The organism is Gimesia maris (assembly GCF_008298035.1).
In the GTDB taxonomy this organism is placed as follows: domain Bacteria; phylum Planctomycetota; class Planctomycetia; order Planctomycetales; family Planctomycetaceae; genus Gimesia; species Gimesia maris.
On the sequence record NZ_CP042910.1, the window covers coordinates 888,507 to 912,298 of the forward strand.

A 23,792-nucleotide genomic window follows, 5' to 3' on the forward strand; every position below is an offset into this window, starting at 1 on the left:
TTCCTGCGCATTGAATCAAATTCTCAACTCCCCGACGCAAGCCATAATTAGCCCCGGTTAGTCCCCAATCTATTCTTAATCTCACGTTTTTAATTTCCCATTAACAACAACCGGGTAACCCCGAATTGAGAAAACACCGTCCCCGCAGAAAGAGTCGCAGAAGTTGATTACGCTCTGTTCGCTCCGCTCTCAGAGCGTAATCAACTTCTTGTAAACAACAATGGAAAGTGTTACCTATGTGTCCGAACGGTTGTGTATCATGTGTCCGGTCTAAATAACGAGCCAACAGTGCCACCCTGACGCGAGCAGGAAACTGACAGTGAAATCTTTCGAATGACCCCATCACTTCCCACTCTCTCAGCACCCCGTGTGCCACTGCTCATACCACCCCCCTGTGAATCCAGGCAGTAGAATCAACGATCTGGAACAGATTGAACTTGACCCCGCCGCGCCAACAGCGATAAACGTTGTCCTGTGTCGCGCGCGTGCCCAGTTTACAGAGCACTGAAACACGCGACACTTGTTCGTTGTGTGCACCGCATTTACGCCCCTTTTTTCCAGATAATCAGTTCTCACATCAGCACTTGTTCCGCATGTATGCCTGCGGGTCGCCGCACTTCGCCGCCGTTTCACCACAAAACCGCCCCGGTGTCGCACCCCATCGGACCCCTGTCAACCTGTATCGCCACCCGATTCTATTCAGCCCCCCTTGACACCTCCGCGCCTCTGTAGAAAATATCTTTTCGAACAATGAAACCAGACTGATCCCGAAACCAGTTCTCGTACAAGACTCATCAGAAAATAAATGAGCAAAACAGTCCATCACTCTACCTCAATCCTCATTCAAAAAAGTCACAAGAAAGAAATGGGTAAGCCCGAATGCAATTCGGGCCGAGTGTAGCGAGCAGGAGGTCTTAGCTGCCGCGATCAAAGCCTCCCTGCGTATTTCACCACGAATTATAAAGATCGGCTCCCATACCCCGCAGATGAAAATCACGTACCGATGAACGGGCAACCCCGGATGTAATCCGGGCCGAGCAAAGCGAGCAGGAAGTTACCTCTACCACTCTGCGATGAAAGCTGGTAAGGTGATGAAATACCAGGGGGGAAACATAACTGAAGATCTGAATCGGGGGTTGGCTCCTTTTATCTCTGAATGGAAGCTTGACCATCCGTACTCGGTGATCCCTGATGTGATGAGCTTAAATCATGGGTCTTGATGGCGTCCAACTCGTAATGGCAATTGAAGACAAATTCGGTATTACGATACCGGACGATGTTTCTTCAGAAATACGCACTGTGGACGATCTGGTGGGATTCTGCCTCGGTCGCATTCACGCCGCTGATACAGTCTACTGCCCTTCGTTGACCAGTTTTCTCTCACTGCGATGTCTCGTGCGTGATATCCGAAATGATCCTGACCTGAGATTGCGCCCACGAGACCATGTCGAAACAGTGCTGGAGGAATCTGATCGAAAACGTCTTTGGCAGCAACTGCCCGAGTTACTGAAATCACATCCGCGTGAACTGAGGCGACCTGCCTGGCTGCGCAAAACTTTAGTAGTGGTCGTGCTGAGTTTCCCCATTGCATTGATGGCAGTCTTTCCGTGGCACATTGAAACACTGACGTTGATCTGGTTAACAACCATCGCATTGGGCATAATTCTCAATTGGCTCACGATCAAGATGCGCACCCGGACGCCAGACGGATATACGACGTTTGGTGACATCGCAAAACGGATCGTGGGAGTGACTGTCGCAACGAATCCACCTGCAAAAACAGATTATGACAGCGTGTTTTCAATCATCAAAGAAATTATTGTCGATCAACTCGGCGTCGATGATGACGAGGTTGTTCCCACGGCCCGATTTGTGCAAGACCTCGGCTTGGGATGATACATTTCAAGACAATGCAAGCTAAGCCGCCAGAAAAAAAACAGCCATTTATTAAAAATGCTTTGAAGCAAAAAAATGAATATTAGTTCGTTTTAGAACAAAAGCGACTGCAGGGGGAATAGCTTTAATCGGAAAAATGATCTGGAATCAAAGCAATTATTTTATTCTCCAGCTGATTCAATAACCCACGCACCTGATGCGTTGTATTAATATTCGGAATATGAAATGACGATTGAATTCGAAATCATTCCCAGAAAGAAAAAACGCTTCACGTGGAATGAACTCAGGGATAACCTGAGAGAGCTGAGACCACAGTTATTTCCTCCCACCGCTGCCAAAATGCCGAGTTTTTGGGAGTTAGATCGTGGGATTGAAAGAGAAGTTACCGCAGAAGAATCCATTGGTTCTGAAGGTCATTATCGTCTCGAAACAGACAAACAATATACTCTCTTCCTTGGGACGTATTCTAATGTTGCAACTTATACCAACGAGGAAGAGTGGCTTGCAGATTATGCGATGAATCTTGCTCCTGACTTACGGAAAACGCTTGCAGAGCAATGGAGATCGGTGGGATTCAGCTATGATGTCGGTATAAAGGGCATCAGATATGATCCAGGCCTGGTTGACTTTTTTGCAGTCTTACTCTCAGCAGCTCAGTTATGTGATGGCTACATTGTGTTGAAAGAGAGAAACCCATCAGGTATTCCTCATGGCGCTTATTTGCCTGAAGAAATCAGGAATCTAATCGAATGAAGGGACGAGACCTCAATCAAGATCCCCACTACACAAAGATTTAAAAGGTGACAGGTCCATTAATGATGGAGACAGCTCCGATGTGGTTCCGGACACCTTTATTTGCCCGCAACCCATCCTCGAATACGATCTCATCGGCCACCCCGGCGCCTGCCGCTTCTGGCACAACCAACTCCTGATCCCCGCCGGGTATCAGGGTTTGTTGCTGGAGAAAAAAGCAAAATCCTAATGTGTATTTTGCTCTTTTACTCAGGTAATCAGCATCTTTGATATTCGGTTCAGGGATGGTCTGAAGTTAGAAGTGATTTTTGACGATGCTTTGAATCATCCTGATCTGTAAAGTGATTTATTCAACGGGTAACCCCGAATGCAATTCGTGGCGAGCATCGCGAGCAGGAGGTCGCAGCTCCCGCGTTCCCTGCTGAACCAGACTTCCCCTGCAAGCTTCCTGATGGATGGCACCAGCATTCTTTTGAACCAGCTAACCAACCTCTACACAACCCCTCTACGAAATCAATGCTGTTTGTTCCTCGGGCGTCGGTTACAATGGTACAGGATCGAAAGATGGCCCACGAACATTGAACTTTTGCGGATGTCTGCAATGAAACTGTTTCAGCGTTTTCCCTGGAAGCTGCTTAAGCATCAAGGTGTGATTACTTTTTTGCTGTTCGTCCTGCTCATCTACACGGCTGCTTCTTCCACGTATCTGACCTACTTTGTCACTGGTTACGTATTGCGGAGCCCGTTCGAGTCTCAGGGAACGTATCTCATTCGGTCCATTCTGTTTCTGAGCGACGAGCACAAACATTCGCCGGAAATGTACCGTGCGTATGTGGAAGAATTAAAAACACTGGAATGGGACGATGTCAGGGGAGAGCTCATGCCCCGTTATCTGAGAAGCTCTCCGTTTATCGGTTCCCGTTCCATGTTTAGTGTGAAACAGATGATTCGTCTCTGGCCCAAAGAGTTGAAGGCGGAATGTGAGCAGATCATCGCGAAACAGGAGCAACACCGGACGTTGACGGAACGCGAGTATTTGAACATTCTCTATTTACACTTCGATTTGTGCAGCAGCACGTATCCAGGAATGAGGGAAGTGGCCTCGGCCAAGGATGCCAGCGAAACCTGTATGAAAATCAGGGAGATCGTCAATAAGAAACCCCTCACCGAGGAGAGCTACTCCTATGGCCATGACATCTATTGGATGAAAACCGTCGTAGAACACGCCTGCCCCACTGAAGTGGAATCGATGGGGAGCGCACCCGCCAGCGAATTAATTTCGATCTATGTCATACGCCTGCAGAATCTGGAATCAGACACCCCCAAACCACCCGCGCAGGTAACAGAACAAATAATGCAGCTGGTAGACCGACTCTTCGAACTGGATGGGGCAGAAAAGATCACCATTGAGAACGAAGCCGGCGTCACCAGATTTGTCGTAGCAGAGACAGGCGAAGTGCTCGCTGAACTTGATAACAGCAGCCAGTGATCAGTCCACCAATCCATGAGCGGTATGGCGCAAGCCGCCAGTAAAACACCCACCACAAAATGGGTGGCCCCGAATGTAATTCGGGGTGAGCGCAGCGAACAGGAAACTGACAGAGCAATCCTCCGAACATTCCCTCAAAAATCCCCACATCCACACAAAGTTCCGGGTGCCATCTGTCGGCTTGCCCGACAGTGCTCAGCTACCACCACACCCCAGACAAATTGACATCACACCCCCGTCCCCACATAATCGAAAGTTGATTCCAGCAAACTGTCACATTGAAATTCAACCTGCAAAGCACGCTCACCATGCAAACATCCCTCCTGAAATTCGCACTCCTCATCTGCCTCCTGGTCATCACCGCTGCAAATTCTCTCCCTGCCGCACCCTCATCAGACACCTACGGCTCCGCATTGACTCCCCATCGGTTCGACGGCGTCGATGCCTGCCAGGCTGTCGCCGTGGCTGGCAACCGCCTCTATGCCACCGGGCGCGGCAAGTTCCACGTGCTCGACATCACCCGGCCCGAAAAACCGACCCCGCTCGGTGAACTCTCCGGCCTGGGCAACACCCGCCAGCTCTTTATCAAAGACAACATCACCTATCTCACCGCCCGCCAGGATGGACTCTGGCTCGTCGATATTTCTGATGCGAACCAACCACAACTGCTGAGCCACTACGACACTGTCGAGATGGCCACCGGCATCAGTGTCTCCGGCTCCTTGGCCTTCGTCGCCACGCGGCAGTACGGCGTCGAGATCATCGACGTCTCCGACCCCCGCGCTCCACAACATGTCAGCATGCTGAAAACGGGGGAAGCCCAGTCCTGCTGGGCCCGCGACGGCCTGCTCTATATCGGCGACTGGGCGCCCCGGAAACTCGTCATCGCCGACGTCCGCAATCCGCGCCAGCCCGCCATCATTGGCGAAGCTCCCCTCGACGGTTTTGGTGACGGCGGCTGCCTCCGCGGCAACTATTGCTTCGCCGCCACCGGACACCATTCGCGGGGGAGCCGCGATGACGGCAAAGGGCACGGACTCGAAATCTTCAATGTCGCCGATCCTGAAAAGCCGACCTTCGTCTCCCGCGTCAAGTTCCCGGCCTCCTATCACATCACGAACGACATGTGGACTGCCCGCGTCGCCGGCGATCACTGTGTCGTCGCCGACACCTGGAACGGGCTCTTCGTCGTCAACATTCACGACATCAAGCAGCCACGGATCGTCGCCCACTCCATCCTCCCACCCAGGTCCAAGAGTGACCACACCCCCGATCCCGTCGGCGGCATCGCCCTCGGCAAGGGAGTGATCTACGCCGCCGGCATCTTCACCGGACTCTACGTCGTCCCCGCGCCCGGCCTCGCCACTCCGGTCGTCCCCGAACAGGACAAGGCACCTGAATTAACAGCCGCTCAAGGCAAAACTGGCGATCCCCGTTTCCTCACCTACCAGCCCGGCGGTCAGGTCCGCTCTGCCACCGTCGTGGGCGACATCGCCTGGGCCGCCTGCGGCAGTGCCGGAATTCATGCGGTGCAGCTCGGCAAAACCCTGGAGCCGGTCAGCGTGACCCCGGGCAAAGGCGAAGTCATGCACCTGGCCGTCTCCGGTTCGCGACTCTACGCCGCCGAGAACGACGCCGGGCTCGCCATCTACGACATCGGCCCCGATTTGAAGCTGACCGAAATCGGTCGCCTCAAGTTGAAGAACCGCAATGTGAAACAGGTCGCCTGTCCCGCCCCCGGACGGTTCGCCTTGTACCACTGGGGCAGCGCCGCGGTCCAGATCGCCGACCTGCAGGATCCCGCCCATCCGAAAGTGGTCCTGCACGACTCCCAGGTCGGCCTGTTCTACGGCGATCAGCTGGTCCCCGAACTGCTGGGGAGCCGTTACCTGGTCGCCTACTGGCACCGCAGCGGACCGGCCTGGTACGACGTCACCGGCGAGAAACCCGTTTACCAGGGCAACACCCCCGACGAGCGGCGCTACAGTTTTTCCGACGGCGCCTGTGCGCTGGGCGACCAACTGCTGCTCGTCAAACACGGCAAGCTGCAACTGCTGGACCCCGGCGACCAGCGCGAAGTCAGCCAGCTCCCCGCCATCGCGATCCCCGGCCACTACCTCCACGGCCGCCCCAGCACCAATGGCAAACAACTGGCTCTCTCCCGCCGCCCCGATCAACGTGTGGAACTCTTCGACATCACCGACATCCAGCACCCCAGGCCCCTCCGCGAATATGATCTAACAGGCCGCCCCGGCGCCTGCCGCTTCTGAAACAACCAACTCCTGATCCCCGCCGGCTACCAGGGTTTGTTGCTCGAACGGGGATCTAAGCGTTGAGCGGCGGGCTAACAGAGTAACCAACCCCCTCAACAAACCGTCCCCACCCGAGGCGGAGGGCACCTAATGGCTTAGCTGGCAGTGAGAAATAATCTACTGACCCGGGAAAGGAATACATTTCTCCCGAATGAATTTGTCAAGGTGGGAGGATATATAGTAATATTGTGAACCATGAGATCAAGAGAATATATTAAGTTCCGATTGTAAAAGTATCGCTGCTAAAGTATGTAAATGTTATGCTGTTATAGACTTGTGTTGATGTTGTGAGTCTGATATGCATTGACCCATTTATGTCGATGGGTATAAAATACACAAGAGAACTATCTAATTAGTGGAATATTCATGAACGGTAGGGTTACTATTACAAATAATGATCACTTTACTCAGTTGTGGTGACATATTTTGTGATAGTAAGGGATTAATACGATAAAGGCTTGTAGATGTCTAAGCTCAAATACGGCCTTATATGGAAGAAAAACTCTTAGTATGAGTAACGAAAATTGCCCATCTTTTGACAATCCACCTGTTATAGAGACTGCTCTTTCAATTCAATTTGATGAATTATCAAATTTCAAGACGACGCACTTTGGCATGTTCTATGAAACCGTCAAAGATAGATTTCCAATTGTCGTTGATAAGTCGAGGCTAGCTCCAGTAAAAGAATATTTCCCCAGAATCCCTCAAATGCAAGGGATCCGGTTTAGATCGAATGAGGGGGGACCTGAAAGGGTATGGTATAAAGAGCCTGACAATGGAAGTAAGATGCTGCAATTACAACCAGACAGGTATGTATTTAATTGGTGTCGAAAGGACCTTGAGGAGTATCCTCGATATGAAACATATCTTCCCGTATGTTTAGAGGAATTTAAATCCTTTTCTGACTGGGCAGTAAAGAATGATTTGGGAGAGATAAAACCAAATCTCTGTGAAGTTACTTATATTAACCGACTTTATACTAAAGAGGGTGAGAATCTAAGTGATTTTTTTGGAACAGTCTTCACTGGATTAGAGTGGAAAACTTCAGATGGATGGCTTCGTCAACCCCCCGAGAATGCTTCATTCAATCGAGTATTTGTAATTGGTAATATGCAAGGTCGATTATTTGTTGAGGCGGGGTTTGCCGTAGATAGTGATGGTCAAGATTTTATTCTTTTAAAAATTACAGCAAGAGTGAATATCAATCAAACGGACGAACTTAAGGAATCGATGGACCTTGCACACCTTTGGGTGGTGAAAGGTTTTGCGAGCCTTACGAGTGAACACGTTCAGAAAGAACGTTGGAAACGGAGTGAACCATGAGTCCAACATGTGTAGCAGATGATATTTCCGCTTTTTCAAAATCCAACCTCGTGGAATCGATCGCCATGGATACAGGGGAAGGACTTACTGAATGGTGGCAGAAAAATTCAGAATGGTTTCGTGAGTGCGAAAAAAATATTTATAAACTCCAGGAATTGGAACCAAGCTGGAATAGTTATGGTGCTAAACCTGTGAGTGTTAAATCAATACAACTTTCTCGTGATATTATATTCGAGCTTTCTAAGATGTCTGGAGTGAATTGTCCTCGGATTGGTGCTTCACCAACGGGGAATGTGGTTTTGACTTGGGAATGGCACGACTTCACTCGTGAACTTGAGATAGAAATTGATCCTGCAGTTGGCATTCGCTATTCATATACCGATGAATGTTCTCCCGAAAAAGAATGTGAGGGCGAAACTGTTAATCCAATGGATATCAGGCTTATTCTTACAAAATAATAAAAGGCACAGGAAGGGCTTCAATAATTTGTGGACTCAATTGACGACGAACAAATTATATTGAGAAGAGTACCACCCACTCAATCATTTTTAGCCACATGTGCTGATCGAAAAGGTGGAGGGCTGAGGGCAACCTCAATTGCAATGGCAACAGCGCGAGACGAAGATTATCTTTCCTGTTCCCTTCTGAGTCATACTACACCAAAACAATTGTTGGACCAGCTTCAGGAATCTGGTAAAGACAAAAATGGGTGGATGGTTTGCATGTTTCTTGCTAAGGATGTAAGAGAAACAGGCTTTGAAATCTTTTATGATCCGACTTCTACTGACCCCGGGCATTGTAGTATCTCCGGTGAAGGATGTATTGCGATCCCAAATAAAAAACTTCAAAAGCTCGCGAAGAGAACCCGAATATTGACAGATGAAGAAATAGAAAATCCCAACCAAATAGCTTGATTGTTGGTGATTCTCTAAAACCTGTTTTTTGTGATTTATCTCATCTTTAATTAAGACCTCATTCATCTCCCACAGCGAGAGCCCGATTCGAACACCCCTCTTGAAGGCGCAGTTGTCCTGATTTAAATTCTCCACCCAAATCCCCTCCCCACAGTTGCCCCCCACACCAATTTCGATTCTCATAGAACCACAGCCAAAGTAATTCCCCCAGTCAGAAACCACGTGACAACGCGTTGCTCCGTGCGTCTCTGTCTGACCCTGTTAATCGACGCGCCTTGAGGAACCCTATGATGCAGCTGTTACGGTCCACGTTGATCCTGTCTCTGGCTCTGGTCGCCTGCAGTCCTGACCTCTTGGCACAGCAAACCGCAAAGTTCGCTCCGGTGAAACCCGCCGGCGATCCGGCCACCTTCGGTGCGAACATTCAGCGGACGATGACGCTGCTGGCCACCAGCACGCCGGAAAAACGCAATCGGGTCCGCATCCTGTTCTACGGCCAATCCGTCACCCGCAATCCGTGGTGGAACGTTGTGGCGGATGACCTGCGTCAACGCTTTCCGCATGCCGACCTCGAAATCGAAAATCGTGCCATCGGCGGTTATGGCGGACCGGTCCTGATCAACACCGCCGAATTTGATCTCTATCCCTTCTACCCGGATCTGGTGATCTTTCACGTCTGGAGTGGCGTGGAAAGCGGCCACCAGGAAAAAATCATCCGCCGCATCCGCGAACGCACGACCGCCGAGGTCTTACTCTGGACCAGCAACCTGCGCTGGCCGAAGACAGTCCCGCCCGACGGCGACCCGCAGCATCCGGACGTGCTGGCCAAAGACGCGCAGGATCAGGCGATTTCCGATCTCTACTTTCGCCTGGGCCGGGAACTCGATTGCGAAGTGGCCGACGTCCGCACCGGCATGCAACGCTATCTGAAAGAAAATAACCTGGTGGTGAAAGACACCCTCCGCGACACGGTGCACCCGAATGCATTAGGAAACTTCCTCATCGCCGAACTGGTCAAACCGCACCTGCGATATGATCCCGGTTTTCCCGATGACAAATGGAAACACCTCGTTACCGATGTTCCCATAAATGATGCGCGTGTCCAGAAGAAGGACGATGGCTCCCTGACGCTGAACTTTCAAGGCAATCGCATCGACGTGATCGCGGGTCCTGGTGACGCAGCCAAAGCCGACGTGCTCCTGGACGGGAAATCCCCCTCGCAATTCCCGGAGCTCTACTATCACAGTCGCCCCAGCCCCACGCCCGTCGCGGGGCGCCCGGCCTTCAATCGCATCGATCATCGTGCCCCGCTGCAGGTGGAAACCTGGACCGCCCGCATCCTCGAATGTGATCTGGAAAAGGATGTGCTGCGGTACGAGGTCAGCGGCTCCAAAACAGGACCCGACGGCACCGGCGATCACAAACAGCGTTTCGTTTCCCACTCCGGTCGCGTGGTGATCGAACCCCGGATGTGGATGGTGAACTGGTCGCTGCGTTATCGCAAACAGAGCTTACCCAAAGATTATCAAGTCACCTGGGAAACCAAACCGCTGTTTGTCGATGTCTGGGAATCCCCGGCGGTCACGGATTCTGCCAAAGAATATCCCACGGTCCTCGCCCAGGGCTTCAAAAACGGCGACCACAGCCTGACACTCACGCCACAGACTTCAGGCAAACTGCCGATCAAAGCCTTCCGAATCTACCGACCCCCGTTGAAAGTTTCCGCCGCGGACTAAAGGGAAGCAGTCCATTCACTGTTGGAGTTGTTCCGTCGCTTAACTCTTCGAGAGCCCGTCGCCGGATCTCACTTGGTCAACTGATACCCCGTGCGTGATGTCTGTTATTTGATCTCATGCGCGCTGCCGAATCCGCGTTTTTTTCCGTCGCCGGTCATTGTGCCGTTTTCACAACAGGCGACAACTTTCAACACGCCCTTTGCCTGGACGTTCACCGGTTCGCTGATCGTGATGTCGAACGTGCCGTCTTTTTCCACGCGGGCCACGTAGGGCTTTTGGAAATACTGGGTTCGTACGTCAGGAGCCGTGTCGTAAACGATAATGCTGTGAGCCGGGACGTTCGATGAAATCCGTCCGGTCAGATGTGCCACCCGCTGCTGGCGATCGTTCTTCACGGCGAGGTCGTGCCATTCGATCTGGGGAATCTGATAGCGACGCGCTGCGGTCCCCGTGAATAACGGATGCTTCCACAGGATCGCCGCTGAGGCTGCCGTGACATAACCCCGTTCTTCCCTGTTTTTCATCACTCTGCGATAGTTGGCGATGGTCGCGCCCATCAAAGGCATCCCGAGATCCTCTTTGATAAGCGGCCCATTGTGCGGCAGCCCGAGTGCATGCCCGAATTCGTGGATGGTGCCTTTCAAGGTCAGGTCTTTCAGCAGAGGACTCGCCAGCTTGTCCTCCACAGAAATCTCTCCCGGCAGATTCGTATAGTTGACCTGCGACAACCCGCCCGCTGCCGCGTTTCCCGAACCCAGGTAGCTGCTGTACTTCAACGGCGGATCGCCCACGTACACCCAGACCCACCAGACGTCTAATGTTTTGGGAAGCTTGAATTTCTCCATTGCCAGCAGCTTCCCCTTTCGCGACAGGTTCCCGTCCTTCAACGGAAATTTTCCGCTCGCCAGCGTCTCCGGCGATTTGACGAATAGAACCTGCACGCTGCCATCGGCGTTTCGCTGGAAGATCTGCTCACGCGCGGGCGGATAGTCCCACGCTTTCATCCACTTCACCAGCATCGTTTCCGTGTAGTCAGCCACTTGAGTGAGTCGCCGGGAGACACCGGTCGGCGCATCGACGTCTGCCGGGGTTAAGAAGACAATCTGGACCCGGGGCATTTTTGCCTGACCAAAGGCCGAGATCGGGGAAGACAGTAAGAGCACAGCTAAGAAGAGTGAGCGCATCATTCTTAACCCTCGACACAATGAGGTTTCCACCTGAGCGATCAATTGTTAATTAATGTTACCCTCTAAATCCCGAGTCACAAGCACAAAACCCACAGGGATGAGAATTTGATCTATCGGAAATGAAGCTTCTCAGGAACGTTTTCTCCCGCCTTACGAGGAAGTGAGACCTTTCTCAGTCAGTGGGCAGAGGCGCAGCCAGTACCGTTCCATCGACCAGACCCAGGTAGCAGACAGTGATTCGCAGCAGCAGCGGCATGGCGATTCTCATTGGCCTGACTCGCGGGATGCGAATCGTGATAACCATAGAGATATACGCGCCGTAAAGAGAAGTCAATCCGGAACTCGCTTCACAGGCGGTTTCCGTTCTACACAATGCAGGCGGCTGGTTCGGAGAGGGGCAGGGGAACTGCTTACAGACTGAAAAAGGGGCAGGGATTTCTGTTCAAATCCTGCCCCCGTTTTAGTGCCTGTTGTGCCGGACGTTGTCTATTTCGAATCGTGTTTTTTCAGGGCTTCTGAAATGCTTTTCGCCACTTGTGTTCCCAGTTGTGTATAGCCTTGTTCGTTGAAGTGCACGTCTTTGGGGTTTTGTGTTTCTGCGAGTTGAGGTGTGATGAAGGTAAACAGATCATCGATTTCGATGCCGTGCTTTTTCATCACCCGCGCTGCAATGACGTTCCGTTCTTCGATGGCGGTTTTAATGGACGGACCTTCTTTCCAGTCGGAGGGAACCGGTGTGGTGCTGGCCCAGATGAGTGTAGCTCCCGTTTTCTGCAGTCGTTCCACAATGGTCTCCAAGCGTGCTTCATAATCGGCGGGAGGCGTGCGGCGGTCGTGGATTCCGAAATTGAAATGAATAACATCCCAGTCCCCGTTACCCAGCCAGACGTCGAGTTGCTTTAACGCGGTCGCCGTTGGTCCGCAATTGGCAGGGGCGCGATGCACGTTTGCTTTGCCTGCCAAAGCGTTTCGCGTCGCCACGGTATAGCCGCGGGAAACCGAATCGCCGATCAGAATAACGCGCGGCAACTGCGGATCGTCGGCAACATAATCCCAGGCGGTTGTTGTCCCCTGCAGCTTGGCGCGCTGATAATGGGGGAGATAAAACCCGCCCAGATTTTCCTCGAGTATCGTTTCCCATGCCTGCTGTTCGGGAGAGAGTGTGGCTTTCCAGGCGGCGAACTTCTGATTCAGGTCGGCTGCCTGTTTTGCTTTTTTGGCAGCTGCTTCGCTGGCATTGGTCGGTTCTGTCTTTTGATCCTCACCTTGGGACGGCACTGCGAATAATGTGATTAACGCGAAGAGAACAAGACAGGAGCGTACATCATAAGTGGAACGGAACATGATTTTCTTTCTGATTGCGAGACGCTGATTTAGAGAACAGGGCAGAGGCATGCTATCTGGTTTTGGTTTTCGGTTTTGATTTCAATTCCAGATTGATGACGTTATCCCCTTCAGTGACCTTGGCTGTCAGTTTGCTGAGTGATTGATCGAATTGTTTGTAAGTAATGATACTCACATCATGATCGTCGACTTTGGCGCCGTAGGTATTTCTGTTGAACAACAGAGTGTATTCGCCGTTTTCATCAGTCATGCCCGTGGAAGCCCGACCCGATGAAGGCTGGAACAGAATTTCCGCTTCGGGCAAAGGTTGACCATCCAGGGTTACGACACCGGATACCGGTGCAATTTTCGGCATGTCGTCTGGCTGATAAGAACATCCTGCCAGAAACAGACCGCACAGAAACAGACCGCACAGGCTGACCCATTTCAGCGTGTGTGGTGAATGAAGCAAGAGCATAGCGCACCTCTTGAGAGATAATAAAAAATGATACTGATTTGTTGATCGTTCGTGCATAACTGTCACGAACCCCACAACGCCGGGGCTCAATATGAGGCACCCGGGTTGCTGGTATTGAAAAGGCAGCAGAATCAGAATTCTCCAATAATTTCGCCACCGCCGATCGATGTTAAGGCGTTCAATACGGAGAACTGATCGACATTTTCACTAATGAAGCGGACAGACCCGTCTGCCAGTAAGACATGCGCGCCCCCTTCATGCTCACTTCCCGCTCCGTTTCGGTTCACTCCGGGAAAAGACGGATCGGTGTAGATTCGATTGATGCCGCGACCGGGAATATTAATCCAGTACACGTAGGTGTAAGCGTTCCAGTAAGGACCGTTCCAGTCTTCCTGTCCTTTCTTGCGCAATGGTGTTTCCGCCATGCAGAGAACGTTGGTCGTGCCATCGGTTAAATCCCGAATCCGGGGCGAACCGTTGGGCCCCCACATCCCTTTCTTGGGGTCAGAGGTATTTGCCCAGGTCGTCGTCCAGTTCCCGTCGTAGCGGTCTGTCACCAGTCCATAGCTGGTTCGCTGGGCACCATTCCCCTGTGAAAAGGCATAGTCTTCCGATCCTTTAGTCGGTCCGGGATCAGACGGGCAAAGGAAAACCGACACGGGAGAAGTGACTACCGAGAGCTGATCGGTGGTAGGAGTCGTACCCGTACAACCCGAGCCCGCATAATTTGATTTTCCACTCGGTAGACTGAAATTGTAACTGTTGTATAAGGCGGTCTGTTCGAGGTAAGGCAACAGCATCTGGTAAGCCGTATGATTCAGAATTCTGCCTGGTGCAGGCCCGGTTACGGCATCGCAGCTTGCTCCCGGTGCAATCGCTCCTGGTGGAAACAGGCTGTGGGAAGAGTGATAGTTGTGCATCGCCAGGCCAATCTGTTTCAGATTGTTTTTGCAGGTGCTGCGTCGCGCCGCTTCCCGCGCCTGCTGCACGGCTGGAAGTAACAGGGCAATCAGAATGGCGATGATGGCGATCACCACCAGCAGCTCGATCAGCGTGAAACCCTTTCTTCTTTGATTCTGTTGTTGAGAGCACATAATCAACTCCTCTTTCTATAAAACGAATGAAACATGGTTATCTTGAATGCGGTGATAAATAGCAAATAAAAACTTCTGGTCTCTCAATTCTGTAATGGCAGGTCATCAAAGTCAGGCGAGCACACCAACGGGAGTGCGAACCATTTCAGCCAACGCGCCATACCAGATCTGATCAGACACTACTCTGAGTTTCGAATAAAATAAGTTCCGTCGAGCATGTATTCCCCCAGATTCACTTCGCCGCGGAACCGGTCCGGGATGAGCTGCAGATCACCTGACTGATATCCGGAAGCGATACCGTGAATGTGGTCCTGTGTGCCGGAAAAATAGGTGATCTCTCTTTTCTTCGGCCCCTTGGGGGGGCCAGAGGATTCAATCAAAGCCAGTACTAAATCAGTCGCGGCAGGGGTAAACGGGATCAGGCTTTCGTTACTCGGTAGCTCCCACTCGGCTGTGGTTTCATTGAAATACACAACCGCATAATGTGGCGAGATTTCCGCCCGGGCCGATAAGAAATTCGCATCCTGGATGCGATCGAACAACGATGTGGGAGAATACAGCAGGTAGGATTTCCCCACGTGTTCATCGGCGCCAAAAATGTTTTGAACCTGCTCGGGCAGGAGTACGATATTCGGCGTCAGAGCCTGTTTGTTTCGCTGAATCACTGAATAGAACTTCCGGGAAAGGCGCGCTTCAGGCAGCCACTGGTCCTTACCTGCTGCACGTCGCATTGTGTTTCCTTCAATGAGGTTTACGGTCTTTCCCCGGGAATCAGCGAGTTCGACTTCACCTTTGAAGACCTGCACGCCCGACGTGCCCGCGTTGTCGATCTCGACACCAAACAGCGTTCCGATATCGCGCACCGGTCCGCCCGGTGTTCTGACAGTAAAGCCTTTTCCTTTGGGAGTGGTCACTTTCGCCATCAGGATGCCGGCGGAGACATTGATTTCATTTTCCCCCGTGATCGCAAACGTGGCAGGCGCGGTAATCGTTGTTTTTACTCCGGTGATGAAAAGCAGTTCCAGCTGACCGCCGTCCAGTTTGTAGATTTTGTCGCCTTCCAGGTGATCGCCGATACTCAACGGATCCTGATTGAAAAACCTCACTTCATGAGTGTCGGCGACTGTCACATGATAATCGACGATTTCCGGTACGATCACCTGAACCGCAACGGGTTTTTCGACAGGCGGATCGGGCAACTGGCTGGTAATCCAGACACAGATCACCACGATCAAGGCAGCAGGCAGACCCATCAGCATGAAGTAAGGCATTTTCGAAGGGGCTTTGGGCTCCTGGATGAGGGCATTCAGACTTTCTCTGTTCGAGAATCCCGCTTTGTGAATCTGTTCCAGTTGTGAATGGATTGCGATAAAATCGACGTAAAAATCCCGGGCCGACTCGTCGATCTCCAGCGTATGTTGTAATTGACTGAACTGTTCTTCTGAAATGTTACTGTCCAGATGCAGTGATATCATTTTTCCCAACGCATCGATCTCCAGGGGCGAATTGTCCGGCTGTGAATTGTTCATACGCCGTCCTCCAACTGGAGCGACTTGTCAACGCAGTCTATCAATGCCAGTCTCAGCCGATATAGTAAAGAGGTGATACCGTTGTAGGTTCGTCCCCAGATGCCGGCGATTTCTTCCAGCGTTTTTTCTTCCTGATAACGTTGCTTCAGCAACCGCTGGTGATCGTCAGGCAATTGTTCCAGGCAGTGAAACAGAGAGCCCAGCCGCCTGTCATACTGCTGGTTTTTTGAGATCGATTTCTCAGAGATTTCCTTGAGGAGCTCCGCGTTAAACAGTAACGTATCCCGCTGTGCGTCCCGGTGGTAGGAGAGCACTTTATAGTAGGCAATTTTCGAAGCCCAGGCCGAAAAAGAGGTGCCCGGGGTGAAGTCGGCAGCTTTCTCCAGAACGCTTTTATTGGTTTCCTGCAGAATATCGTGTGCATCGTTTTTGTTGCCGGTTAAAGACAGAACATAACTGTAAAGCTTTGCCTGGCAGTCGATGAGATTTAATACAAACTCTTCTGAAACCATCATTTGCGCTTGAATCATCTCTAAAATGAGAAAGTGGGTTGAACTGGCTGCTATATTAATATTCCATAAAGAGCCCGTTTTTGTCGAAGTGTTTGCCAGATAAATCCAGGAATATTCAAGATGAGTGTTCAACACGCTGAATCTGGTCCACTGCCTCCCGCTTTTGCATTTCCGGGCAAATCAATCATAATGCAGCAACAAACTCACAACCACTAACGAAAACGCGCCCATGCTTTCCGAACTCAAACTCCTCGACGCCACACTGCACCGCACGGACACCCAGACCCGGATGCCTTTTCGGTTTGGCATTGCGGTGATGACGGCGGCCCCGCATGTCTTCCTTAAGTGCCGTTATGAAATCGACGGGCAGGTCGTCACCGGCATCGCCGCCGAGGGACTGCTGCCCCGCTGGTTCGATAAGTCACCCGAGAAACAGGCCGACCAGGAAATCGACGAAATGCTGCAGGTCATCCGGCAGGCCGTCGGGTTCGCGCGACAGGCGACAGCGGCGCCCGCGTTTGACTTCTGGCGGCAGGTTTACCAGTCAGAGGTGATGTGGGCGAGGGAGCAGGGCTTTCCGTCGCTGCTGGCGCAGTTCGGCGTCAGTATGGTTGAACGCACCATGCTCGACGCGCTCGCCAGGGCCGAGCACTGTAACCTGGCCACGCTGCTGCGGGAAAACCGTGTCGGCCTGGATCTGGCCGCGATTCATCCCGAGTTGGCAGGCCGCACGCCAGATGAGTTTCTGCCTGCACAGCCGCTGCCCAAAATCATCGCCCGGCACACGGTCGGATTGTCTGATCCGCTGACGGCTGCCGACCTCACGTCCGAAACCCGTATCGACGACGGCCTGCCACAGACGCTGGAAGACTGTATTCGTGCCTACAAACTCAGGCACTTCAAGCTCAAAGCGCAAGGAGATGTCGAACGAGACCTGGAGCGACTGCGTTCTGTCGCGCAGGTCATCACCGAACATTGCGGCAAGAACTTCGCGTTCACCCTGGATGGCAATGAACAGTATCGCGAGTTCCCGCGGTTCGTCGAACTCTGGGACGGCATCCAGGCTGATGTGGCTCTCTCTGCTTTCTTTGAACGTCTGATTTTCATCGAGCAGCCATTGCATCGCAGTGTGGCTTTGGATCCTGCAGTCGCGAATATTGCCGACTGGGAAAATGGGCCGCCGGTGATCATTGACGAATCGGACGCCGAGCTCAGCGCGCTGGAACAGGCGCTGCAACTGGGTTACGCGGGCACGAGTCACAAGAACTGCAAAGGCATCATGAAGACGACCGCCCATCGCTGCCTGATTAATCATCGCAACGCGAGTGAAAATACGAACCGCTACCAGATGAGCGGCGAAGACCTGGTGAATATCGGCCCGGTCGCATTGCTGCAGGACCTCGCGGCGCAGGCGGCTTTGGGCAATACGTCGGTCGAACGCAACGGCCACCACTACTTTCGCGGACTGACCCCGTTCCCCAGGCAAATCAGCGAGATCATGCTGCAGCAGCACAGCGACCTCTATACGCCGCTGGACAACGGCTTTGCCCGCGTCAACATCACGAACGGTGAACTGGATCTGACCTCTGTCAACGCTGCCCCGTTCGGCGTGGGCGCGGAAGTGCCGCTGGACGGGTTTCAGGAGTTGTCGCTCTGAAAAAGGTTCCAGGAACCGTAAAGCGAACCGAGTTTTCGATCAGAGAACCTGGCAGTCATGATTTATCGCGCGTCAATTGCCGTCTGCATTGTTCTCCCGCTGGCTTACTGTATTCAGACAGTGTTCGTCCCTTTATAATCGGGGGCAGGCTTGCCAGGTACGTTATATCGAATCGGTTTCAACAAGAGAGTGAGAGTCAGCAGTGGCAGACATGAACGACGGGGAACGCCTTCAGGCTTTCATCGCGCAGTTGCAGGGCCAGACCGGCCTGAACGCGGCCCGGTACGAGCGGATGCTGGCGGAGTTGAACGCGACTCAGCCGCGGGAAGGACACGATGCGGAAGGCCGTCGGCAGATTGCGTTTTTTGATGCGAAGCAGTACGACCTCCAATCGTTCTCCGCGACAAACGACGACAGTTTCCAGCTGATCGCCATCGAATCGCCGCTCAATGAGCAGACGGTTTCGGCGGCTGCCGGCTGCAAGGTGGTTTGTATCTTCGTGAATGATGAAGCGCATGAGCGAGTCATCGCGCGTCTGGCGGAGCTGGGGGTGGAACTGATTGCGCTGCGTTGTGCCGGCTTTAATCATGTCGACCTGGAGGCCTGTCAGAAGTATGGCATCAGTGTCGTGCGGGTTCCCGCTTATTCGCCGCATGCGGTCGCCGAACATACAGTCGCGTTGATGCTGATGCTCAACCGACATTTGCACCAGGCTTACCTGCGGAACCGGGCCGGGGCTTTTGTGTTAGACGGGCTGACCGGTTTCGATATGTATGGAAAAACCGTGGGCGTCATTGGCACGGGTAAAATCGGGCAGTGCGTTGTGCAGATCCTGAACGGGTTCGGCTGTCGGGTGCTGGCATATGACGTGCAGGAAAATCCCGAAGTCGCCTCTCTGCCACAGACAGAGTATGTCGGTCTGGACGCATTGTTTGCGCAGTCGGATATTGTCACATTGCATCTGCCGCTGTTCGAGGAGACGCATCATCTTATCAATTCCCAGACCATCGCCCGGATGAAGCGGGGCGTGATGCTCATCAATACGTCGCGGGGAGGCCTGGTGGAGACGGTCTCTCTGATCGAAGGCTTGAAGTCGGGGCAGATCGGTTATGCCGGGCTGGATGTCTATGAAGAAGAAGCGGGTATCTTTTTCCACGATATTTCGAACCAGGTGCTCGACGATGACGTGCTGGCGCGGCTGATGACATTCAACAACGTGGTGATCACATCGCATCAGGCATTCCTGACCCGCGAGGCACTGGATAACATCGCCGAAACCACCTTCGCCAATATCGCAGAATATTTCGCAGGCAAACGGGGAACAGAACTGACGCACCACGTGGGTTAAACTGACCCTTCGCAATCGAAAAATGAGCATGAGAACCAGGCCAGCCATTGACGATTGAGGAGACGCGCAGAAAAAAGAGGCCTGAGGAGAATATCACAGGTTCCGATGATCAGGAGCCTCTGAAGTCTTAGTGAAGGTCCGTTTTTCCCACGAGAGAGCAGATAGTGAAACCCTTAGTCCGACTATGATTACCGTTCGAGGCGGGGGGGATTCGAATCGACGACAGAAGCCCAGGAGGAGCCGATACGTAATTCGTCAAACAGGTAGTTGCCTTTTGTTCCGACGTGCAGGCGTACCAGGTCCCAGGTATTTGAGTCGTGAAAAGGGGTGGAGACGCAGGTCCAGACCGGCGGTTCCCGCTTCGGTATCGTTTCGGTTTCGGAAAGGACCCGCATGAAAACCTGGTCGGGAGCATTCTTGCTGGCAACGATTTTGGCCACGATGAAATACGGTTTTCCCGTTTGCAGCGGCGGTGCCTGTTCCACAATCTGCATGTCGGCCTGCAATGTCGCATAACCTTCCGAGCTCATGCCAAACAGGATTTGGCGGGAATGCGCTAAAACCTTTGAGGTCTGCAGCGACAGATTTCCGAACTGTTCATCCTTTATATTCGGGCCACTGTTGTTTTTCTGCAGATAAAAACTGAGGTAATAAATGGCGTTCGTATCCATGCGGATCGGTTTTTCTAACGCGCGCCAGGCCATACTTCCATCGCGGAGTTCAATTAACCCCAGCTGGCTTTCTGCCAGTTGAGTTCGAGACAGCGACTTGCCGGGGTGACTCTCACCCGCAGCGGGTTCGCTGCTGTTCTTGGCTTTTGTCCAGGGACTTTTCCAGCCAGTGCCCGCATTCTGCCATTCCGAAGCCGTTTCCGGATCTTTGAGGGCTGCAGGATAAAAACTGTCGTAGACCCGTAACTCCTGTTGAAGAGCGAGCGGCGTTTTGGAATCGCCGGGAACCTCTCTTTTAAATCGTTCCGGCTGTAACTCAATCTCGTCGCTCTTGTTGTCTTTCAGCCGCCGGGCCTGGCCTTCCTGGATGATAATCGATTCCGCGAACTGTTCGTTCTTATGATTCGCGTCGACCCGGACCGTACCTTCGAACACATGCAGGTCCACTTCGCCATCTTTCTCAACGCGGGCACCGTATTCAGTGCCGATATCATGCAGGGTGAGCAGGGGAGTGATCAAAGTGAATTCGGGCGAGGCTTCATAGCCGTGCAGAACCATGGAGCCATAATCCAGGTGGGCACAACAGCCTGTCACCAGTTTAATTTTGGTAGGACCTTCGATCACCAGACGGGTACCGGAATCGAAACGAAACTCGGCAACTCCCTGTTTCAGAACCAGGTCTTCCGTCAGCAGTCGCTGTCCAGAAAATTCGGGACGGGAATTTCCTCCCCAGACACAATCAGTAGCACGGGTGAGTGTTGCGACGTAAGGCAGCTCGGCGCGAATTGTGTCTGTGATCGCATTCGGTGCCCGTTCCCAGAGGAAATCGCCTGTGGACATCCATTCTGCCATCAATAAGATTAACATGGATGCAGCAGCGACCAGAGCATACTGAATGAACGCAGTTTGTCTGGCCGGGGGGGTATCATATGTGATGAGCGGAGCCGGGGTGAGTGGGGGCACCGGTTCTGGTTCTTCAAGGCTCCTGGCTTCCAGCTCCTTTAAACGTTCGAGCATATCCGGCTGAATTCCCGAATCAATGTCGAGATACTCAAAGTAATGCTGCATTGCCTCGGGATTGGTGGCAAGATAGTCGTGGAATGTTTCGAATTCGCTATCCGTAAATTCACCGTCCCGGTTGTTTAACAACTGGTTCAGTAACTGTTCGAATTCGGGGGAGAGATCCTGGATAGACATGAGACCTGTTACTCACTCTGAAGTTTACTCAATATGCATTCCGCCAGTTCACGCCTCAGAATCGCCAGGCGGTTGTACAACGTCTGCAGTGCACGATCAGCCGTCTTCGCGAACTCTTTGATCGACTGTTTTTCCAGAATCGTTTTCTGCAACAACTGCTGATCTGTCGGGTTCAGACATTTCATGCAATCACGCAGATACTCAATTCGCGTGTTGTATTTGCTTAAATCGTGCTCCCGTTGTTGAGCCATTGTATCAATAAGCTCCTGGCTGAAATAATGCCGATCTTTTCGCATGCTTCTGCGGTGATTACAGACGGTATAAAACGTAATTCCACAGGCCCAGGAAAAGAAATCCCGTTCCTGATCAAACTCATCAAATTTTTTCCAGAGCGTCAGGCAGACGTGCTGATAGACATCTTCCGCATCAGAATAATGTGGTACGAGCGTCCGGATATAATTGAAAATCCGTAAACGTTCCTGATCCAACAGAGAGGAATACACCTTTCTGGGACTGGCAGTGAGCGGCGAAATGGAATTCGACATAAACCCGACAACTCCGTTCAGAAAAACTGCAGGAAATCTAACCACACAAAAGACTTAGTAAATCAACTCTTCAGCAATAAATCGCACAAACGCTGTTTGGGAACGGGTCGCTTCAACAGCCATGTATGTTAATAACAATACAAACGGTTAGTAATCTTTCAAGCAAAAAAAATGACTGACAATTTAATAATATACACAGAATTGAAGGAGCCCAGTGAGGAATCGTCAGGAAAATTATCGGCAACGCTTCAGATACAGTAAGATCAGAATGGGGATAGAGATGTCTGATTTCTTTCAGCGGATAATAGAATTTCTTCCGCCATCGGGAACGAAAACAGTCTCGACACGCTTTGGATTTTTGTTTCAACGCCGCGTTACCACAATCCCAGTTCTCTGTTCCGTTCCCGGTTGTCGCTGTTTCGGAAACGGATACGATGTTAAAACAGACTCAGGCATTCAGAGGGGATTTCATAAATGAAACAGACAGAAACAACGGATCACAACACACAGTCGCTGCCGGACCGGGAGACGATGTACGCCGCGCTGGTCGCGCGGGACAGCAGCTTTGAAGGCGTGTTTGTCGCGGCGATCCGTACAACGGGGATTTTCTGTCGCCCCTCCTGCTCGGCCCGGAAACCGAAGCCTGAGAATGTCGAGTACTTTCCCGATGCGAAAACGGCCCTCGCCAACGGTTACCGGGAATGCAAGGTCTGTCGTCCGCTGGTCGCTTTGGGATCGACACCCGACTGGCTGCAGCCGCTGATTGAAGAAGTCGAGCAGGACGCCACCATTCGACTGCAGGCCGAAGATCTGCGAGAGCGAGGTCTCGACCCGGTGCGTGTGCGTCGCTGGTTTCAGAAACTGCATGGCATGAGCTTCAGCGCCTACCTGCGGATGCGGCGGATCAACCAGGCCTTCAGTCAGATTCAACACAAATCGTCCGTCACTGATGCCGCTTTCCAGAGCGGGTATGAATCGCTCAGCGGGTTCGGAGAAGGCTTCAAAAAAACGATGGGGACCGCGCCGGCAAAAAGTAACGGACAGCAGGTGATCGTCGTCAACCGCATCTTAACGCCGCTGGGACCGATGCTGGCAGGCGCAACGAAGCAGGGGATCTGTCTGCTGGAATTCACGGACCGCCGCATGCTGGAGACACAGATCAATCGCCTGCAGAAACATCTGAATGCCAAAGCGCTGCCCGGTGACAGTCGTTTCTTTCCCTTGCTGGAAGGACAACTGGAGTCTTACTTTGCCGGGAAACGAACCACGTTCGATTTACCACTCATCACGCCGGGTACCGAGTTCCAGCAGAAAGTCTGGGCGGCGTTGCAAACCATCGCCTGCGGTCAGACCCGTTCCTATTCCGAACAGGCCGAGATCATCGGACAACCGACCGCAGTCCGCGCCGTCGCCCGCGCCAACGGCGATAACCGCATCGCGATTCTGATTCCCTGTCACCGCGTCATCGGAGCGGACGGCACCCTCACCGGTTACGGCGGTGGCTTATGGCGCAAAAAACGCCTGCTGGAAATCGAGCAGGGTACCAACGCCCCTGTAAAGTAAACGGAAGCAGGTTGGCGGACATTTATTGACAGCGGGTGGCCGCGAATGCAATTCGCGGTTGTCAGAGACAACAGGAGGTTGCGGTGTGAACGAGAACTGGTGCTGAGTTGGGCCTCAAGCTGTTATCGGTTTAGCATAGGAAACCGGATTACGCTTTGGACATGGGACCTGCGACTTCCTGCTCGCTGCGCTCGACCCGAATTGCATTCGGGTCCACCCACTTTTTTCTTCCCGATTCGTTACTATCTTAAAATCTGGGTGGCAT

20 protein-coding genes are annotated in these 23,792 nt (G+C 52.4%); 11 read left to right on the plus strand and 9 right to left on the minus strand.

From position 1 onward, the window contains the following. Positions 1-1,209: 1,209 nt before the first annotated feature. The gene (locus GmarT_RS29350; RefSeq protein ID WP_002644361.1) at positions 1,210-1,896 is read left to right on the plus strand and encodes an acyl carrier protein; all 687 of its coding nucleotides are present in this window, start codon (positions 1,210-1,212) and stop codon (positions 1,894-1,896) included. A 225-nt stretch (positions 1,897-2,121) separates the two neighbouring features. Continuing rightward, a complete protein-coding gene (locus GmarT_RS03315) occupies positions 2,122-2,649 on the plus strand; it encodes a hypothetical protein (protein ID WP_002644360.1) in 528 nt (175 codons plus the stop codon). A gap of 40 nt (positions 2,650-2,689) precedes the next feature. Here GmarT_RS03315 and GmarT_RS30190 read toward each other — a convergent pair whose 3' ends face one another. Then, positions 2,690-2,815, minus strand: a complete 126-nt coding sequence (locus tag GmarT_RS30190; protein WP_002644359.1) for a hypothetical protein — start codon at positions 2,813-2,815, stop codon at positions 2,690-2,692. A 435-nt stretch (positions 2,816-3,250) separates the two neighbouring features. Between GmarT_RS30190 and GmarT_RS03320 the strand changes: the two genes are divergently transcribed. The 6 genes from GmarT_RS03320 (at position 3,251) to GmarT_RS03345 (ending at position 10,423) form a co-directional block, all read left to right on the plus strand. Next, the gene (locus GmarT_RS03320; RefSeq protein ID WP_149302426.1) at positions 3,251-4,138 is read left to right on the plus strand and encodes a hypothetical protein; all 888 of its coding nucleotides are present in this window, start codon (positions 3,251-3,253) and stop codon (positions 4,136-4,138) included. Positions 4,139-4,416: 278 nt separating this feature from the next. Further along, positions 4,417-6,408 (plus strand): LVIVD repeat-containing protein, encoded by a 1,992-nt coding sequence (locus GmarT_RS03325; RefSeq protein ID WP_002644357.1) that lies wholly within the window; start codon positions 4,417-4,419, stop codon positions 6,406-6,408. A 552-nt stretch (positions 6,409-6,960) separates the two neighbouring features. Next, positions 6,961-7,773 (plus strand): TIGR04255 family protein, encoded by an 813-nt coding sequence (locus GmarT_RS03330; RefSeq protein ID WP_002644356.1) that lies wholly within the window; start codon positions 6,961-6,963, stop codon positions 7,771-7,773. Further along, positions 7,770-8,231, plus strand: a complete 462-nt coding sequence (locus GmarT_RS03335) for a hypothetical protein (RefSeq protein WP_002644355.1) — start codon at positions 7,770-7,772, stop codon at positions 8,229-8,231. The genes GmarT_RS03330 and GmarT_RS03335 overlap by 4 nt, the downstream gene beginning before the upstream one ends. 30 nt (positions 8,232-8,261) lie before the next feature. Further along, positions 8,262-8,687: a hypothetical protein gene (locus GmarT_RS03340; protein ID WP_149302427.1), complete on the plus strand. Its 426-nt coding sequence runs from the start codon at positions 8,262-8,264 to the stop codon at positions 8,685-8,687. A gap of 287 nt (positions 8,688-8,974) precedes the next feature. Next, a complete protein-coding gene (locus tag GmarT_RS03345) occupies positions 8,975-10,423 on the plus strand; it encodes an SGNH/GDSL hydrolase family protein (protein WP_044236357.1) in 1,449 nt (482 codons plus the stop codon). Positions 10,424-10,527: 104 nt separating this feature from the next. Here the strand turns inward: GmarT_RS03345 and GmarT_RS03350 are convergent, their stop codons facing one another. From GmarT_RS03350 to GmarT_RS03375, 6 genes are all read right to left on the minus strand, one after another. Continuing rightward, the gene (locus tag GmarT_RS03350; protein WP_002644352.1) at positions 10,528-11,610 is read right to left on the minus strand and encodes a zinc metalloprotease; all 1,083 of its coding nucleotides are present in this window, start codon (positions 11,608-11,610) and stop codon (positions 10,528-10,530) included. Positions 11,611-12,096: 486 nt separating this feature from the next. Beyond that, the gene (locus GmarT_RS03355; protein ID WP_002644350.1) at positions 12,097-12,954 is read right to left on the minus strand and encodes an SGNH/GDSL hydrolase family protein; all 858 of its coding nucleotides are present in this window, start codon (positions 12,952-12,954) and stop codon (positions 12,097-12,099) included. A 52-nt stretch (positions 12,955-13,006) separates the two neighbouring features. Next, positions 13,007-13,411 (minus strand): carboxypeptidase-like regulatory domain-containing protein, encoded by a 405-nt coding sequence (locus tag GmarT_RS03360; protein WP_002644349.1) that lies wholly within the window; start codon positions 13,409-13,411, stop codon positions 13,007-13,009. A 131-nt stretch (positions 13,412-13,542) separates the two neighbouring features. Then, a complete protein-coding gene (locus GmarT_RS03365; RefSeq protein ID WP_002644348.1) occupies positions 13,543-14,505 on the minus strand; it encodes a DUF1559 domain-containing protein in 963 nt (320 codons plus the stop codon). Positions 14,506-14,684: 179 nt separating this feature from the next. After that, complete coding sequence (locus tag GmarT_RS03370) at positions 14,685-16,034, minus strand: FecR domain-containing protein (RefSeq protein ID WP_002644347.1); 1,350 nt, start codon at positions 16,032-16,034, stop codon at positions 14,685-14,687. Next, complete coding sequence (locus tag GmarT_RS03375; RefSeq protein WP_157158903.1) at positions 16,031-16,549, minus strand: sigma-70 family RNA polymerase sigma factor; 519 nt, start codon at positions 16,547-16,549, stop codon at positions 16,031-16,033. The genes GmarT_RS03370 and GmarT_RS03375 overlap by 4 nt, the downstream gene beginning before the upstream one ends. A 226-nt stretch (positions 16,550-16,775) precedes the next feature. Here GmarT_RS03375 and GmarT_RS03380 point away from each other — a divergent pair, with 226 nt between their 5' ends. Beyond that, positions 16,776-18,203, plus strand: coding sequence for an enolase-like domain-containing protein (locus tag GmarT_RS03380; RefSeq protein WP_002644345.1), 1,428 nt, complete (start codon positions 16,776-16,778; stop codon positions 18,201-18,203). A gap of 211 nt (positions 18,204-18,414) precedes the next feature. After that, positions 18,415-19,551: a 2-hydroxyacid dehydrogenase gene (locus tag GmarT_RS03385; protein ID WP_002644344.1), complete on the plus strand. Its 1,137-nt coding sequence runs from the start codon at positions 18,415-18,417 to the stop codon at positions 19,549-19,551. Positions 19,552-19,739: 188 nt separating this feature from the next. Here the strand turns inward: GmarT_RS03385 and GmarT_RS03390 are convergent, their stop codons facing one another. Both GmarT_RS03390 and GmarT_RS03395 read right to left on the minus strand, forming a co-directional pair. After that, complete coding sequence (locus tag GmarT_RS03390) at positions 19,740-21,419, minus strand: hypothetical protein (RefSeq protein ID WP_002644343.1); 1,680 nt, start codon at positions 21,417-21,419, stop codon at positions 19,740-19,742. Positions 21,420-21,427: 8 nt separating this feature from the next. Continuing rightward, positions 21,428-21,964: a sigma-70 family RNA polymerase sigma factor gene (locus GmarT_RS03395; protein ID WP_002644342.1), complete on the minus strand. Its 537-nt coding sequence runs from the start codon at positions 21,962-21,964 to the stop codon at positions 21,428-21,430. Positions 21,965-22,438: 474 nt separating this feature from the next. Between GmarT_RS03395 and GmarT_RS30285 the strand changes: the two genes are divergently transcribed. Then, entirely contained in the window at positions 22,439-23,527 is a 1,089-nt protein-coding gene (locus GmarT_RS30285; protein ID WP_002644341.1) for a bifunctional transcriptional activator/DNA repair enzyme AdaA, read from the plus strand. Positions 23,528-23,792 lie beyond the last annotated feature (265 nt).